At 49.1% G+C, this 14,980-nt stretch carries 16 protein-coding genes and 4 pseudogenes; 8 read left to right on the forward strand and 12 right to left on the reverse strand.

Going from position 1 to position 14,980, the window contains the following annotated elements; translation table 11 throughout:
• Positions 1-291 (forward strand): annotated as a pseudogene (locus D3H35_RS03435) (hypothetical protein); the annotation flags it as partial.
• A 796-nt stretch (positions 292-1,087) separates the two neighbouring features.
• Here the strand turns inward: D3H35_RS03435 and D3H35_RS03445 are convergent.
• Positions 1,088-1,621 carry a hypothetical protein gene (locus tag D3H35_RS03445; protein ID WP_119147775.1) on the reverse strand — a complete coding sequence of 178 codons (534 nt, stop codon included), beginning with the start codon at positions 1,619-1,621 and terminating at the stop codon, positions 1,088-1,090.
• A 288-nt stretch (positions 1,622-1,909) separates the two neighbouring features.
• Here D3H35_RS03445 and D3H35_RS03450 point away from each other — a divergent pair, with 288 nt between their 5' ends.
• From D3H35_RS03450 to D3H35_RS03460, 3 genes are read left to right on the forward strand one after another with little or no spacing between them, the layout of a single operon-like run.
• Positions 1,910-2,431, forward strand: coding sequence for a nucleotidyltransferase family protein (locus D3H35_RS03450; protein WP_325049994.1), 522 nt, complete (start codon positions 1,910-1,912; stop codon positions 2,429-2,431).
• A 56-nt stretch (positions 2,432-2,487) separates the two neighbouring features.
• The gene (locus D3H35_RS03455) at positions 2,488-3,351 is read left to right on the forward strand and encodes a helix-turn-helix transcriptional regulator (protein WP_119147776.1); all 864 of its coding nucleotides are present in this window, start codon (positions 2,488-2,490) and stop codon (positions 3,349-3,351) included.
• 52 nt (positions 3,352-3,403) lie between these two features.
• Positions 3,404-3,781: a VOC family protein gene (locus D3H35_RS03460; RefSeq protein ID WP_119147777.1), complete on the forward strand. Its 378-nt coding sequence runs from the start codon at positions 3,404-3,406 to the stop codon at positions 3,779-3,781.
• Here the strand turns inward: D3H35_RS03460 and D3H35_RS31965 are convergent.
• Together D3H35_RS31965 and D3H35_RS31970 are read right to left on the reverse strand one after the other, a co-directional pair.
• Positions 3,778-4,170 (reverse strand): sensor histidine kinase, encoded by a 393-nt coding sequence (locus D3H35_RS31965; protein ID WP_233567736.1) that lies wholly within the window; start codon positions 4,168-4,170, stop codon positions 3,778-3,780. The two genes, D3H35_RS03460 and D3H35_RS31965, sit on opposite strands and share 4 nt — an antisense overlap.
• Positions 4,171-4,262: 92 nt before the next feature.
• Positions 4,263-4,676 (reverse strand): annotated as a pseudogene (locus D3H35_RS31970) (histidine kinase); the annotation flags it as partial.
• 26 nt (positions 4,677-4,702) lie between these two features.
• Between D3H35_RS31970 and D3H35_RS31975 the strand changes: the two are divergent.
• Positions 4,703-4,954, forward strand: coding sequence for a hypothetical protein (locus D3H35_RS31975; protein ID WP_233567737.1), 252 nt, complete (start codon positions 4,703-4,705; stop codon positions 4,952-4,954).
• Positions 4,955-5,049: 95 nt separating this feature from the next.
• On the opposite strand, the pseudogene D3H35_RS34610 reads toward D3H35_RS31975, so the two are convergent.
• The 4 genes and pseudogenes from D3H35_RS34610 to D3H35_RS31995 all read right to left on the reverse strand — a co-directional run.
• A pseudogene (locus tag D3H35_RS34610) lies at positions 5,050-5,475 on the reverse strand (sensor histidine kinase); the annotation flags it as partial.
• Positions 5,387-5,899: a sensor histidine kinase gene (locus D3H35_RS31985; protein WP_233567739.1), complete on the reverse strand. Its 513-nt coding sequence runs from the start codon at positions 5,897-5,899 to the stop codon at positions 5,387-5,389. The gene D3H35_RS31985 and the pseudogene D3H35_RS34610, both read right to left, overlap by 89 nt.
• A 234-nt stretch (positions 5,900-6,133) precedes the next feature.
• Positions 6,134-6,556: a hypothetical protein gene (locus D3H35_RS31990; protein ID WP_233567740.1), complete on the reverse strand. Its 423-nt coding sequence runs from the start codon at positions 6,554-6,556 to the stop codon at positions 6,134-6,136.
• Positions 6,546-6,824, reverse strand: a complete 279-nt coding sequence (locus D3H35_RS31995) for a hypothetical protein (protein WP_233567741.1) — start codon at positions 6,822-6,824, stop codon at positions 6,546-6,548. Before D3H35_RS31995 ends, D3H35_RS31990 begins: the two co-directional genes overlap by 11 nt.
• A gap of 267 nt (positions 6,825-7,091) precedes the next feature.
• Between D3H35_RS31995 and D3H35_RS03475 the strand changes: the two genes are divergently transcribed.
• On the forward strand, positions 7,092-7,442 hold the full coding sequence (locus D3H35_RS03475) for a hypothetical protein (RefSeq protein ID WP_119147778.1): 351 nt from the start codon (positions 7,092-7,094) through the stop codon (positions 7,440-7,442).
• Here D3H35_RS03475 and D3H35_RS03480 read toward each other — a convergent pair.
• Entirely contained in the window at positions 7,439-7,627 is a 189-nt protein-coding gene (locus D3H35_RS03480) for a hypothetical protein (protein ID WP_119147779.1), read from the reverse strand. The two genes, D3H35_RS03475 and D3H35_RS03480, sit on opposite strands and share 4 nt — an antisense overlap.
• A 656-nt stretch (positions 7,628-8,283) precedes the next feature.
• On the opposite strand from D3H35_RS03480, the gene D3H35_RS03485 reads away from it, so the two are divergent.
• Positions 8,284-10,911 carry an ATP-binding response regulator gene (locus D3H35_RS03485; protein WP_325049995.1) on the forward strand — a complete coding sequence of 876 codons (2,628 nt, stop codon included), beginning with the start codon at positions 8,284-8,286 and terminating at the stop codon, positions 10,909-10,911.
• A gap of 31 nt (positions 10,912-10,942) precedes the next feature.
• Here D3H35_RS03485 and D3H35_RS03490 read toward each other — a convergent pair whose 3' ends face one another.
• From D3H35_RS03490 to D3H35_RS03500, 3 genes are all read right to left on the reverse strand, one after another.
• Positions 10,943-11,320, reverse strand: a complete 378-nt coding sequence (locus D3H35_RS03490) for a VOC family protein (RefSeq protein ID WP_119147777.1) — start codon at positions 11,318-11,320, stop codon at positions 10,943-10,945.
• Positions 11,321-11,418: 98 nt separating this feature from the next.
• Positions 11,419-12,240 (reverse strand): response regulator transcription factor, encoded by an 822-nt coding sequence (locus tag D3H35_RS03495; RefSeq protein ID WP_119147780.1) that lies wholly within the window; start codon positions 12,238-12,240, stop codon positions 11,419-11,421.
• A gap of 36 nt (positions 12,241-12,276) precedes the next feature.
• Complete coding sequence (locus D3H35_RS03500; RefSeq protein WP_233567742.1) at positions 12,277-12,825, reverse strand: nucleotidyltransferase family protein; 549 nt, start codon at positions 12,823-12,825, stop codon at positions 12,277-12,279.
• Positions 12,826-12,955: 130 nt separating this feature from the next.
• Between D3H35_RS03500 and D3H35_RS03505 the strand changes: the two genes are divergently transcribed.
• On the forward strand, positions 12,956-13,642 hold the full coding sequence (locus D3H35_RS03505) for a VOC family protein (RefSeq protein ID WP_119147782.1): 687 nt from the start codon (positions 12,956-12,958) through the stop codon (positions 13,640-13,642).
• Between the two features lie 795 nt (positions 13,643-14,437).
• Here the strand turns inward: D3H35_RS03505 and D3H35_RS03510 are convergent.
• Positions 14,438-14,980 (reverse strand): annotated as a pseudogene (locus tag D3H35_RS03510) (MFS transporter); the annotation flags it as partial.

Raw genomic sequence — 14,980 nt, forward strand, 5'->3', positions numbered from 1 at the left:
CATCAAGCAGGTAGCCGGCGCAATAGGCACCTCTCTTCTGGTCACTGTTATGACGAGCAGCACAAAACTCATCTTACGGATATGATGGCGGCAGGCGGCTCAGGGGAGCTTTCTAAGGAGCAAATGATGATGGAGGCGTCTATTCAAGGTATTAATGATTCGTATCTTGTCATTATTGGAATCGGAATTGTCGGTCTGGTGCTTTCCTTCTTCATTAAACGTGCAGGGCAGGCCAAGGAAGCGGAAGAACCGGGAATAGCCCTGAAGCGAACAACAGTCAGCGAGACATAGGAATTAGAAGCTCCGCCGGAACCAACAAAGGGCACCCAGCCGGTGCCCTATTTTCTCAATCACTACCCTATTTCAGCGTCAAAACAACAAATTCGCCAAAAGAGTGGGATGGCGTCCCATTGTTGAGCGTCTACACAACAAGTTCGCCCAAAGAGTGGGACGGCGTCCCATTGTTGAGTGTCAAAAACAACAATTCGCCAAAAGAATGGGATGGCGTCCCATTGTTGAGTGTCTACACAACAAGTTCGCCCAAAGAGTGGGATGGCGTCCCATTGTTGAGCGTCTAGACAACAAGTTCGCCCAAAGAGTGGGATGGCGTCCCATTGTTGAGTGTCAAAACAACAAATTCGCCAAAAGAGTGGGATGGCGTCCCATTGTTGAGCGTCTACACAACAAGTTCGCCCAAAGAGTGGGACGGCGTCCCATTGTTGAGTGTCAAAACAACAAGTTCGCCAAAAGAGTGGGATGGCGTCCCATTGTTGAGCGTCTAGACAACAAGTTCGCCCAAAGAGTGGGATGGCGTCCCATTGTTGAGCGTCTAGACAACAAGTTTGCCAAAAGAGTGGGATGGCGTCCTATTGTTGAGCGTCAAAACAACAAATTCGCCGAAAGAGTGGGACGGCGTCCTATTGTTGAGCGTCAAAACAACAAGTTCGCCAAAAGAATGGGATGGCGTCCCATTGTTGAGCGTCTACACAACAAGTTCGCCAAAAGAGTGGGATGGCGTCCTATTGCTACACGACCATAATGGCAGCCTGTCTACGACAAAAAACGCCATTCTCCGTCCAGAGGACGCTTAATTAGCGATAATTTTATAAGGGTAATCCTTAAAAATAAGCTCCCCTTTAGTAACAGCTCCTTCAATTTCAACCTCCGTCTTGTATATTTTCGCTTCTTTGTTTGAGCCCAACCAAATTCGGTTATGCGCAGTTAAAATAAACAAGCCATCCTCATCGCCAACTGCAGCGAAAGAACAATCATTATTATTCTTATATCCATCAATCGAGAAGCGGGACCTCAGCAGCTCTCTTGTAGAAGGAACGTCACTGACAACAAGACCTATTTCGCTAATATTTAGAAGGCTGTTGCTGGTAAATGGGGAAGTTGACGAATAATTCAGGTTATGTCTAGCTATGAACTCAACAATATTTCCTGCATAGTCATAAAAATAGATGGAAGTTGAGTTCCATGTTGTTGAAATCAGTTGATACTTATTTTGCGGTAATAAATTTAACGATATTCCCCTTGAACTTAACCATATATATGGATTCGGCCACTCTATTTCCGGGAACGTCGAATGCGAAATGATATACGGGGCTTTCGTCTGCATGGGTTGATCTTTCGAAAGTCAAACGAGAATGCCCACTCTAATGGTAAAAGTATCGATACAATCGTCTAATATAGGCAGCCCCATAATTTGAGTATAAAATAATTTCTGTTGCTCCAGATTTGCAGCAAGCAGCTTTACGCTTTTTAATCTCAAGGAGTTCACCCCTCGTCGTCGAGTATAATAGAAGGATATTCCACAATAATATTCCAGATCCTGCTGCATACTAGTATAGTTCGAAATCGAGGTGTAATAAATGTATGGTATACAAACAGACAGGATATTATGGATTTGATTAAAAAAGACGAATGGATGATGGACTTGCTTAGGGCGGTACAATCTCTGAGTTTGCCTGACTGTTGGGTCTGTGCGGGCTTTGTACGTTCGAAGGTTTGGGATGCTCTGCATGGATTTGAAAAAAGAACACCGCTTCAAGATGTTGATGTCGTTTACTTTGATGCTGATAATACGGATTGGATGGATGAAAAGAATATGGAACAATCCTTGCGGACTATCAAACCAGATGTTCCATGGTCAGTTAAAAATCAAGCCAGGATGCACATAAGGAATGGAGACAGCCCCTATAGATCGTCAACAGAAGCTATTTCTAAATTTACTGAGACGGCTACCGCTGTGGGAGTTCATTTAGACAGCGAGGATAATTTGGTCTTAACTGCTCCCAGCGGGATAGAAGATCTGATTCATTTGGTTGTGAGACCTACGCAGTACATCATTGATAATGTGGATGCAAAGGGAAAGGCATACGAAGAAAGAGTGATGAAAAGAAGTGGGAAGCGCAATGGTATAAGTTAACAATCGTTCACGTACTTTGAATAGTTCATCCTGTTGAATGGGGAGGTGTCCTGAGGATGCGCAGCGGCTATCAGCCTATTCAGTCGCCCAGGTTTCAGAGGAATCTGCAGCACTCCGGTTATAAGTACCGGGAATATGCTCCGTCGGAAAGCTTGGCTTCGCATGTCGCTTGCTATTGGACGATGGATTTTCATGCAGGCGATGGGAATCAAGTGCATCGAATCCTGCCGGATGGCTGCGTGGACATCATTATCGACCTCCGGTCGCCTTCTTGCCGAAAGGCCGCCTTTGTCGCAGGGCTGATGGCTCAGTATGAAGTCATGACTCTTACCGAAGCCCAATCCTCATTCGGCATCCGCTTTTTTATCGAATCGGCGCAGACTGTCTTGAAGTTCCCCGTCTCCGCCTTTATCGGAAGCCCGATCTTTCTGGAGGATATTTGGGGAGAGGAAGGGCTGTTCATAGTCGAAGAGATTCTCGCGGCGGATACAGCCTCCGAGATCGTTGAAATCGTTGAACGCAGACTGAACCTTTTGTTTTCATGCAACGTCGTTTCATCCAGTTCTTTGTTGCACGCCAGCATGCAATATATGTACGCATTCAAGGGTAGTATTTCACCCTCGGAGTTGGCGGAAAAGCTTAGCTTTAGCGAACGGCATCTAAGAAGAATCTTTGACCGGGAATTGGGGATGAGCCCGAAGGAGATGCTAGGGATCGTTCGATTTCAAAGCATGCTGCAGGAGCTTCACAGCGGCGTCCATTCAAGCTTTACGGATATTGCTATGAAGTACGGCTACTACGATCAATCGCATTTTATAAAAGCTTCAAGCGCTATTACGGGCTGCCCCAAGCAGTTGGGGAAATCGACGGTTGAAGTCCGTTTTTTACTATATATGACGGCAACGGAAAGGTTATTGTAGTGATAGAATGTCTCTCTGAACAAGCCAAACTCACTATAGGAGCTGAGAAATCATGGGAATTAAATTCGATATGATCGGAATTGTCGTGAAGGACATGAGAAAAGCGTTGGATTTCTACCGCGTCCTGGGCTTGGAAATACCGGAGAGCGCCAACGATGCCCCGCACGTCGAGGTTGCGCAAGACGGCTTCAGACTCGCTTTTGACTCGCAGGAAATGATCAAAGACATTTATGGCGGATGGGAAGAGCCCGCCGGGCATCGAATCGAGCTGGCATTCCTATGCGATAGCCGCGAAGCGGTGGACGAGCTGTTCAATCGAATAACGGAGCGCGGATATCGCGGTCATCGCGAGCCATGGGATGCTTTCTGGGGTCAACGTTACGCGATCGTGGAGGATCCCGACGGCAATTTGATAAGTCTCTTTGCTTAGATGCGGCTCATAGAAAAGAAGCCGGTTTTCTTCAAACGAAGGAAATCGGCTTCTTTTGCATTTCGGCTCGGCTGTCCGGAATAACGAAGATATACGGTTGTTCCTTCATCCGGCTTGCTGCGAATGGACAAGCCTTGACCGTACAATTGCGTCAATCGCCGGTTCGTATTGGACAGCCCGATTCCGCCCTTGCCCTTCATGGTCGCACTGAGCAGTTGAACTACCTGATCTTGTTCCATCCCCTTGCCGTCGTCTTTGACTTCAATAAGCGTGAAGCCATCTTGGCGAATAACCCGAAGCTTAACCGTACCGCCTTTGCTCCGGCTAAGAAGACCGTGCTTGACGGCATTCTCAATGAGCGGCTGGATCGAAAGCGGAGGGAGCAGCAAGCAATATCGGGTTCAACCTCCCATACGATGGACAGCCTGTCCTCGAAACGCGCTTTTTCAATGTACAAATAGGCTTCGACAAGCTCCAGCTCGTGGGAAAGCTCGACCAATTCCCCCGTGTTGAGAAAATGAAAGCTAATCCGCAAAAAGGACGTAAAGGCATCGCCCAGTTGACGCATCTTCTTCGTGTCAATATCGCTTAGCGCCATAATGGAATTAAGCGTGTTGAATAGAAAATGAGGATGGATTTGCGCTTGCAAATAGGCGGCTTCCATGCGCAGACGCTCATCCATGGATTGCTTCATCGCGGTCAACGCCCTGATTCGGTATTGCAGCTCCATGGCGTCGACGGGCTTGGTCACATAATCATTGGCTCCCGACAGAAATCCGGCGTAGATGTCGGCGGCTGACTGCGCGCGGTCAGCAGCAAGACCGGGAGCTCCGATACAGAGTAGTGCTTTCCGTACTCTATGCGTCAGCTCGTAGCCGGACATGTGCGGCATCATGACATCGGCAATCAGCAGATCCAGGATTGGGTGCCGAGCAAATCCAGAGCCTCGCGAGCCGAACCGGCTGTCGTGATCGTATATGGCCCCGACGACAGGATTCCAACGAGTACGTTCAGATTGACGGGGTCGTCATCGACGGCAAGGATATTCACCTTCCCGTATTCAACAATGGAGGGGCAAGCGAGGCTGCTGCGGCCCATTCGCCGATGGCTGCGTATGAGAAAATCGAGCCTACTGGCTCGTTCTCCATTCCGTTCGCTAACTGGCGGTGCTGAAGAGGCGGCTGCGACAATGGGAAGCTGGACGAGGCAGCTAATGGCAGTTCGAAACTGAACACGGAGCCCATACCCGGTTCCGAGCGAACGGTCAGGGTGCCGCCGTGCAATTCGATCAATTGTTTGCAAATGCTCAAGCCAAGTCCGATTCCTCTTCCATCGCTTATGCCGTAAGATCCTTGCTCATAAGGGAGAAATATACGTTCCTGCGTCTCGTCGTCCATGCCGACTCCGGTGTCGGAATATGGATGATGGCGTGCCCGTTCCGCGTCTCGGCGGAGATGGAAATCGTTCCTTCTTCGGTGTATTTTGAGGGCGTTATGCAATAAGTTATATAAAATCTGCACAAGCCTTTTCTCATCGGCCATTACCGGCGCAGCGACTCCGCAATGTCCATATTCAGTTGGATAGGCTTGCTTTCCATCATATACTTCAGCATGCCGATGACACGGGAACGGTCGATTGAATCTGCAAGGGCTCTTGCTGCAGCACGATGCGATGCTCCTGGAGGCGGGCGACATCGAGAAGATCGCCAAGCATATGAGACATACGGCGGCTTATCGTTATAAGCAGCTCCATATCCTTGAGGCTGCGCTCGTTCAGCATCTCTTTTTCTTTGGCGACAACGTTCTGGGCGATATTCATGATGCCGTGCAGCGGCGTTCTCAGCTCATGCGACGTATTGGCGAGAAATTGGTCCTTCAGCTTATCCGCCTTTTGGAGCTGTTCGTTCAGCTTGGCGTTTTCACTGGCATTGCGGAAATATTTTTTAAACCAGTAGGTCGAAAATCCGACAATGGCTGCAATGATATCGATTGGGTAATAAACGGCGGTAACCTCTCTAATGATAGAATCCCATAAGCTCCAGAGAAAGTTACACATAATGCCCGCAGCTGACAGCATCAAGAAGACGCTATCGTTGTCGGTTTGCTTCTTGAAGATCATCGTTCCTACTATATAAATAAACAGGCAAAAGGAAACAAGTAGAAAACCGTAAATATTCCAGATGGAACATTCCATTTACCAGCGGAGCGGGTGCAACAAGCAGCAGGCCTGAAAAAGCAATGAGCGACACCGTGTAAATTCGCAGCAAGTTGTTTTTCGGAGGCGCCGAAGAGAACCTTCTGAAAACAAGAAGAATAAAAAAGGTTTGCCACAGAAGGGACAGCAGCCTGATCTTTAGCGCCACGTGTAATTGATCGGCAGCCATAGCATGAGCAGGTTGTCATGACCGGCCACAACGGATACCCCGACCGCCAGCGTCAACAGAACGACAAAGAGCAAAGTCCGTTCTCCGGGGTTGAATAAGCAGAGGATAGAAGCGTACAAACCGTGAAGCAGCAAAATAACAAACGATACCAGTTGAAAGCCGATAGAGTACCAGCGCACGTAGTCAATCGCTGCCTGAGAGCCAAAGCGAATAGGGCTCAGAATGCCGCCTTTATAAGGATCGTCGAAATTGGCCACTCGAATAAGCAATTCAATCTCGGTCGCGCCTTCAACGGAGTGGGAAGCGGTGTAAGAGATGTTTTTGGGCTTGTACTCGTTGGCGGCTGCGGCAGGTTCGCCGGTCTGGGCTGCGGCCAATCCGTTAATTTCCACGGAGGATGAGGCCTGTATGCCTTGAAGCCAGAATGCGATAGGCTTGGTCCGGCGGTTCGATTAGAATGCGCAGCTGATAGGTGCCGTACCCGTACGAGGAACCCGAGTCTTCGGCCCTGCGCGCCGCTCCAGTCTCCCGAACCTGGATATTACGGGCTTGATCCGCCGCCAGCGGCGTATCCCGATGGGTCAATAATTTTCCGGGGTAGAACTTCCATTCGCCATTCAGCGCAACAGTGGGGGATTCATCCAAGTCCCAGCCGCGCATGTCGAGTACGCCGGCGACTGCGCCCGGATGCTCCGCAGTAGAAAAAACCTCGGACCAAGCCCAACACGGAGGCCGAGGAGAGCGCTAAGAAATAGCAGAATGACAGCTATATTTTGGAGTGAGGTCTTATTTTTTGTTAGCATCATATTAAGATTTCGACATAAGCCGCGTGTATTCCCTGCTGTTAATAAAAATAAATAATTCGCTATTATACTGGGATTAATATGAGGGCAGGCAGCAAATCCCTATTCATATCAGGAGGCTGTTATGAGCAGAAACAAAAAAGTTTGGATTCCGGCTATGATCGCGGCGGCGATCGCTGCACTTCTCGTCGTCTATTATTATTGGACATCCGCGCATGGAGGGGGAGAGGTTCGCCCGCGCCCGCTGGCAGGGGAGGGACATCGTCCGCCGGAAGATGGAAACGAACGCTATGGAGGCTATTTCACGACTTTAGGTACGATTGCCCTCTATTTCGGAGCGGCTGGTTTCTCCTGGTTCTGGTTCAAGAAGAAGCTAAGGTCGCCGTCGAGGTTGGTAAGGCAAGCTGGCAAGCTTCTTCTTGAACCAGAACCAGGAGAAACCAGCCGCTCCGAAATAGAGGGCAATCGTACCTAAAGTCGTGAAATAGCCTCCATAGCGTTCGTTTCCATCTTCCGGCGGACGATGTCCCTCCCCTGCCAGCGGGCGCGGGCGAACCTCTCCCCTCCATGCGCGGATGTCCAATAATAATAGACGACGAGAAGTGCAGCGATCGCCGCCGCGATCATAGCCGGAATCCAAACTTTTTTGTTTCTGCTCATAACAGCCTCCTGATATGAATAGGGATTTGCTGCCTGCCCTCATATTAATCCCAGTATAATAGCGAATTATTTATTTTTTATTAACAGCAGGGAATACACGCGGCTTATGTCGAAACTCTTAATATGATGCTAACAAAAAATAAGACCTCACTCCAAAATATAGCTGTCATTCTGCTATTTCTTAGCGCTCTCCTCGGCCTCCGTTGGGCTTGGTCCGAGGTTTTTTCTACTGCGGAGCATCCGGGCGCAGTCGCCGGCGTACTCGACATGCGCGGCTGGGACTTGGATGAATCCCCACTGTTGCGCTGAATGGCGAATGGAAGTTCTACCCCGGAAAATTATTGACCCATCGGGATACGCCGCTGGCGGCGGATCAAGCCCGTAATATCCAGGTTCCGGGAGACTGGAGCGGCGCGCAGGCCGAAGACTCGGGTTCCTCGTACGGGTACGGCACTATCAGCTGCGCATTCTAATCGAACCGCCGGACCAGCCTATCGCATTCTGGCTTCAAGGCATACAGGCCTCATCCTCCGTGGAAATTAACGGATTGGCCGCAGCCCAGACCGGCGAACCTGCCGCAGCCGCCAACGAGTACAAGCCCAAAAACATCTCTTACACGCGCTTCCCACTCCGTTGAAGGCGCGACCGAGATTGAATTGCTTATTCGAGTGGCCAATTTCGACGATCCTTATAAAGGCGGCATTCTGAGCCCTATTCGCTTTGGCTCTCAGGCAGCGATTGACTACGTGCGCTGGTACTCTATCGGCTTTCAACTGGTATCGTTTTGTTATTTTGCTGCTTCACGGTTTGTACGCTTCTATCCTCTGCTTATTCAACCCGGAGAACGGACTTTGCTCTTTGTCGTTCTGTTGACGCTGGCGGTCGGGGTATCCGTTGTGGCCGGTCATGACAACCTGCTCATGCTATGGCTGCCGATCAATTACACGTGGGCGCTAAAGATCAGGCTGCTGTCCCTTCTGTGGCAAACCTTTTTTATTCTTCTTGTTTTCAGAAGGTTCTCTTCGGCGCCTCCGAAAAACAACTTGCTGCGAATTTACACGGTGTCGCTCATTGCTTTTTCAGGCCTGCTGCTTGTTGCACCCGCTCCGCTGGTAAATGGAATGTTCCATCTGGGAATATTTACGGTTTTCTACTTGTTTCCTTTTGCCTGGTTTATTTATATAGTAGGAACGATGATCTTCAAGAAGCAAACCGACAACGATAGCGTCTTCTTGATGCTGTCAGCTGCGGGCATTATGTGTAACTTTCTCTGGAGCTTATGGGATTCTATCATTAGAGAGGTTACCGCCGTTTATTACCCAATCGATATCATTGCAGCCATTGTCGGATTTTCGACCTACTGGTTTAAAAAATATTTCCGCAATGCCAGTGAAAACGCCAAGCTGAACGAACAGCTCCAAAAGGCGGATAAGCTGAAGGACCAATTTCTCGCCAATACGTCGCATGAGCTGAGAACGCCGCTGCACGGCATCATGAATATCGCCCAGAACGTTGTCGCCAAAGAAAAAGAGATGCTGAACGAGCGCAGCCTCAAGGATATGGAGCTGCTTATAACGATAAGCCGCCGTATGTCTCATATGCTTGGCGATCTTCTCGATGTCGCCCGCCTCCAGGAGCATCGCATCGTGCTGCAGCAAGAGCCCTTGCAGATTCAATCGACCGTTCCCGGTGTCATCGGCATGCTGAAGTATATGATGGAAAGCAAGCCTATCCAACTGAATATGGACATTGCGGAGTCGCTGCCGCCGGTAATGGCCGATGAGAAAAGGCTTGTGCAGATTTTATATAACTTATTGCATAACGCCCTCAAATACACCGAAGAAGGAACGATTTCCATCTCCGCCGAGACGCGGAACGGGCACGCCATCATCCATATTTCCGACACCGGAGTCGGCATGGACGACGAGACGCAGGAACGTATATTTCTCCCTTATGAGCAAGGATCTTACGGCATAAGCGATGGAAGAGGAATCGGACTTGGCTTGAGCATTTGCAAACAATTGATCGAATTGCACGGCGGCACCCTGACCGTTCGCTCGGAACCGGGTATGGGCTCCGTGTTCAGTTTCGAACTGCCATTAGCTGCCTCGTCCAGCTTCCCATTGTCGCAGCCGCCTCTTCAGCACCGCCAGTTAGCGAACGGAATGGAGAACGAGCCAGTAGGCTCGATTTTCTCATACGCAGCCATCGGCGAATTGGCCGCAGCAGCCTCGCTTGCCCCTCCATTGTTGAATACGGGGAAGGTGAATATCCTTGCCGTCGATGACGACCCCGTCAATCTGAACGTACTCGTTGGAATCCTGTCGTCGGGGCCATATACGATCACGACAGCCGGTTCGGCTCGCGAGGCTCTGGATTTGCTCGGCACCCAATCCTGGGATCTGCTGATTGCCGATGTCATGATGCCGCACATGTCCGGCTACGAGCTGACGCATAGAGTACGGAAGCACTACTCTGTATCGGAGCTCCCGGTCTTGCTGCTGACCGCGCGCAGTCAGCCCGCCGACATCTACGCCGGATTTCTGTCGGGAGCCAATGATTATGTGACCAAGCCCGTCGACGCCATGGAGCTGCAATACCGAATCAGGGCGTTGACCGCGATGAAGCAATCCATGGATGAGCGTCTGCGCATGGAAGCCGCCTATTTGCAAGCGCAAATCCATCCTCATTTTCTATTCAACACGCTTAATTCCATTATGGCGCTAAGCGATATTGACACGAAGAAGATGCGTCAACTGGGCGATGCCTTTACGTCCTTTTTGCGGATTAGCTTTCATTTTCTCAACACGGGGGAATTGGTCGAGCTTTCCCACGAGCTGGAGCTTGTCGAAGCCTATTTGTACATTGAAAAAGCGCGTTTCGAGGACAGGCTGTCCATCGTATGGGAGGTTGAACCCGATATTGGCTTGCTGCTCCCTCCGCTTTCGATCCAGCCGCTCATTGAGAATGCCGTCAAGCACGGTCTTCTTAGCCGGAGCAAAGGCGGTACGGTTAAGCTTCGGGTTATTCGCCAAGATGGCTTCACGCTTATTGAAGTCAAAGACGACGGCAAGGGGATGGAACAAGATCAGGTAGTTCAACTGCTCAGTGCGACCATGAAGGGCAAGGGCGGAATCGGGCTGTCCAATACGAACCGGCGATTGACGCAATTGTACGGTCAAGGCTTGTCCATTCGCAGCAAGCCGGATGAAGGAACAACCGTATCCTTCGTTATTCCGGACAGCCGAGCCGAAATGCAAAAGAAGCCGATTTCCTTCGTTTGAAGAAAACCGGCTTCTTTTCTATGAGCCGCATCTAAGCAAAGAGACTTATCAAATTGCCGTCGGGATCCTCCACGATCGCGTAACGTTGACCCCAGAAAGCATCCCATGGCTCGCGATGACCGCGATATCCGCGCTCCGTTATTCGATTGAACAGCTCGTCCACCGCTTCGCGGCTATCGCATAGGAATGCCAGCTCGATTCGATGCCCGGCGGGCTCTTCCCATCCGCCATAAATGTCTTTGATCATTTCCTGCGAGTCAAAAGCGAGTCTGAAGCCGTCTTGCGCAACCTCGACGTGCGGGGCATCGTTGGCGCTCTCCGGTATTTCCAAGCCCAGGACGCGGTAGAAATCCAACGCTTTTCTCATGTCCTTCACGACAATTCCGATCATATCGAATTTAATTCCCATGATTCTCAGCTCCTATAGTGAGGTTTGGCTTGTTCAGAGAGACATTCTATCACTACAATAACCTTTCCGTTGCCGTCATATATAGTAAAAAACGGACTTCAACCGTCGATTTTCCCCAACTGCTTGGGCAGCAGCCCGTAATAGCGCTTGAAGCTTTTTATAAAATGCGATTGATCGTAGTAGCCGTACTTCATAGCAATATCCGTAAAGCTTGAATGGACGCCGCTGTGAAGCTCCTGCAGCATGCTTTGAAATCGAACGATCCCTAGCATCTCCTTCGGGCTCATCCCCAATTCCCGGTCAAAGATTCTTCTTAGATGCCGTTCGCTAAAGCTAAGCTTTTCCGCCAACTCCGAGGGTGAAATACTACCCTTGAATGCGTACATATATTGCATGCTGGCGTGCAACAAAGAACTGGATGAAACGACGTTGCATGAAAACAAAAGGTTCAGTCTGCGTTCAACGATTTCAACGATCTCGGAGGCTGTATCCGCCGCGAGAATCTCTTCGACTATGAACAGCCCTTCCTCTCCCCAAATATCCTCCAGAAAGATCGGGCTTCCGATAAAGGCGGAGACGGGGAACTTCAAGACAGTCTGCGCCGATTCGATAAAAAAGCGGATGCCGAATGAGGATTGGGCTTCGGTAAGAGTCATGACTTCATACTGAGCCATCAGCCCTGCGACAAAGGCGGCCTTTCGGCAAGAAGGCGACCGGAGGTCGATAATGATGTCCACGCAGCCATCCGGCAGGATTCGATGCACTTGATTCCCATCGCCTGCATGAAAATCCATCGTCCAATAGCAAGCGACATGCGAAGCCAAGCTTTCCGACGGAGCATATTCCCGGTACTTATAACCGGAGTGCTGCAGATTCCTCTGAAACCTGGGCGACTGAATAGGCTGATAGCCGCTGCGCATCCTCAGGACACCTCCCCATTCAACAGGATGAACTATTCAAAGTACGTGAACGATTGTTAACTTATACCATTGCGCTTCCCACTTCTTTTTCATCACTCTTTCTTCGTATGCCTTTCCCTTTGCATCCACATTATCAATGATGTACTGCGTAGGTCTCACAACCAAATGAATCAGATCTTCTATCCCGCTGGGAGCAGTTAAGACCAAATTATCCTCGCTGTCTAAATGAACTCCCACAGCGGTAGCCGTCTCAGTAAATTTAGAAATAGCTTCTGTTGACGATCTATAGGGGCTGTCTCCATTCCTTATGTGCATCCTGGCTTGATTTTTAACTGACCATGGAACATCTGGTTTGATAGTCCGCAAGGATTGTTCCATATTCTTTTCATCCATCCAATCCGTATTATCAGCATCAAAGTAAACGACATCAACATCTTGAAGCGGTGTTCTTTTTTCAAATCCATGCAGAGCATCCCAAACCTTCGAACGTACAAAGCCCGCACAGACCCAACAGTCAGGCAAACTCAGAGATTGTACCGCCCTAAGCAAGTCCATCATCCATTCGTCTTTTTTAATCAAATCCATAATATCCTGTTCTGTTTGTATACCATACATTTATTACACCTCGATTTCGAACTATACTAGTATGCAGCAGGATCTGGAATATTATTGTGGAATATCCTTCTATTATACTCGACGACGAGGGGTGAACTCCTTGAGATTAAAAAGCGTAAAGCTGCTTGCTGCAAATCTGGAGCAACAGAAATTATTTTATACTCAAATTATGGGGCTGCCTATATTAGACGATTGTATCGATACTTTTACCATTAGAGTTGGGCATTCTCGTTTGACTTTCGAAAGATCAACCCATGCAGACGAAAGCCCCGTATATCATTTCGCATTCGACGTTCCCGGAAATAGAGTGGCCGAATCCATAGTATGGTTAAGTTCAAGGGGAATATCGTTAAATTTATTACCGCAAAATAAGTATCAACTGATTTCAACAACATGGAACTCAACTTCCATCTATTTTTATGACTATGCAGGAAATATTGTTGAGTTCATAGCTAGACATAACCTGAATTATTCGTCAACTTCCCCATTTACCAGCAACAGCCTTCTAAATATTAGCGAAATAGGTCTTGTTGTCAGTGACGTTCCTTCTACAAGAGAGCTGCTGAGGTCCCGCTTCTCGATTGATGGATATAAGAATAATAATGATTGTTCTTTCGCTGCAGTTGGCGATGAGGATGGCTTGTTTATTTTAACTGCGCATAACCGAATTTGGTTGGGCTCAAACAAAGAAGCGAAAATATACAAGACGGAGGTTGAAATTGAAGGAGCTGTTACTAAAGGGGAGCTTATTTTTAAGGATTACCCTTATAAAATTATCGCTAATTAAGCGTCCTCTGGACGGAGAATGGCGTTTTTGTCGTAGACAGGCTGCCATTATGGTCGTGTAGCAATAGGACGCCATCCCACTCTTTTGGCGAACTTGTTGTGTAGACGCTCAACAATGGGACGCCATCCCATTCTTTTGGCGAACTTGTTGTTTTGACGCTCAACAATAGGACGCCGTCCCACTCTTTCGGCGAATTTGTTGTTTTGACGCTCAACAATAGGACGCCATCCCACTCTTTTGGCAAACTTGTTGTCTAGACGCTCAACAATGGGACGCCATCCCACTCTTTGGGCGAACTTGTTGTCTAGACGCTCAACAATGGGACGCCATCCACTCTTTTGGCGAACTTGTTGTTTTGACACTCAACAATGGGACGCCGTCCCACTCTTTGGGCGAACTTGTTGTGTAGACGCTCAACAATGGGACGCCATCCCACTCTTTTGGCGAATTTGTTGTTTTGACACTCAACAATGGGACGCCATCCCACTCTTTGGGCGAACTTGTTGTCTAGACGCTCAACAATGGGACGCCATCCCACTCTTTGGGCGAACTTGTTGTGTAGACACTCAACAATGGGACGCCATCCCATTCTTTTGGCGAATTTGTTGTTTTGACACTCAACAATGGGACGCCGTCCCACTCTTTGGGCGAACTTGTTGTGTAGACGCTCAACAATGGGACGCCATCCCACTCTTTTGGCGAATTTGTTGTTTTGACGCTGAAATAGGGTAGTGATTGAGAAAATAGGGCACCCGGCTGGGTGCCCTTTGTTGGTTCCGGCGGAGCTTCTAATTCCTATGTCTCGCTGACTGTTGTTCGCTTCAGGGCTATTCCCGGTTCTTCCGCTTCCTTGGCCTGCCCTGCACGTTTAATGAAGAAGGAAAGCACCAGACCGACAATTCCGATTCCAATAATGACAAGATACGAATCATTAATACCTTGAATAGACGCCTCCATCATCATTTGCTCCTTAGAAAGCTCCCCTGAGCCGCCTGCCGCCATCATATCCGTAAGATGAGTTTTGGTGCTGCTCGTCATAACAGTGACCAGAAGAGAGGTGCCTATTGCGCCGGCTACCTGCTTGATGGTGTTGGAAATGGCTGTACCATGCTCATTCAGTCTTGAAGGCAGTTGGTTCAGGGCCGGCAGTTGTAATTGGCATCAGAAACATGGCCATCCCGAAGCGTCGTCCTGTGGACATCAGAACCAAATACGTATAGCTGGTGGAATCGGTCAGATTAACGAAGCCGATTGTGGTTTACGATCGTAATAGCCATACCGATAATGGACAGGCCACTTCGCTCCAAACCGATCGAACAGCCTTCCTGTCACCGGCAT

The sequence above is a fragment of the Cohnella faecalis genome (genome assembly GCF_003570905.1).
GTDB classification, from domain to species: domain Bacteria; phylum Bacillota; class Bacilli; order Paenibacillales; family Paenibacillaceae; genus Cohnella; species Cohnella faecalis.

What these genes read in the sequence shown, in the direction of transcription:
- D3H35_RS03445 (WP_119147775.1), bottom strand. Translation starts at nt 1,621, where the DNA reads ATGCAGACGAAAGCCCCGTATATCATTTCGCATTCGACGTTCCCGGAA.
- D3H35_RS03455 (WP_119147776.1), top strand. Translation starts at nt 2,488, where the DNA reads ATGCGCAGCGGCTATCAGCCTATTCAGTCGCCCAGGTTTCAGAGGAAT.
- D3H35_RS03460 (WP_119147777.1), top strand. Translation starts at nt 3,404, where the DNA reads ATGGGAATTAAATTCGATATGATCGGAATTGTCGTGAAGGACATGAGA.
- D3H35_RS31985 (WP_233567739.1), bottom strand. Translation starts at nt 5,899, where the DNA reads ATGATCTTCAAGAAGCAAACCGACAACGATAGCGTCTTCTTGATGCTG.
- D3H35_RS31995 (WP_233567741.1), bottom strand. Translation starts at nt 6,824, where the DNA reads ATGCGCGGCTGGGACTTGGATGAATCCCCCACTGTTGCGCTGAATGGC.
- D3H35_RS03475 (WP_119147778.1), top strand. Translation starts at nt 7,092, where the DNA reads ATGAGCAGAAACAAAAAAGTTTGGATTCCGGCTATGATCGCGGCGGCG.
- D3H35_RS03480 (WP_119147779.1), bottom strand. Translation starts at nt 7,627, where the DNA reads ATGAGCAGAAACAAAAAAGTTTGGATTCCGGCTATGATCGCGGCGGCG.
- D3H35_RS03490 (WP_119147777.1), bottom strand. Translation starts at nt 11,320, where the DNA reads ATGGGAATTAAATTCGATATGATCGGAATTGTCGTGAAGGACATGAGA.
- D3H35_RS03495 (WP_119147780.1), bottom strand. Translation starts at nt 12,240, where the DNA reads ATGCGCAGCGGCTATCAGCCTATTCAGTCGCCCAGGTTTCAGAGGAAT.
- D3H35_RS03500 (WP_233567742.1), bottom strand. Translation starts at nt 12,825, where the DNA reads ATGGATTTGATTAAAAAAGACGAATGGATGATGGACTTGCTTAGGGCG.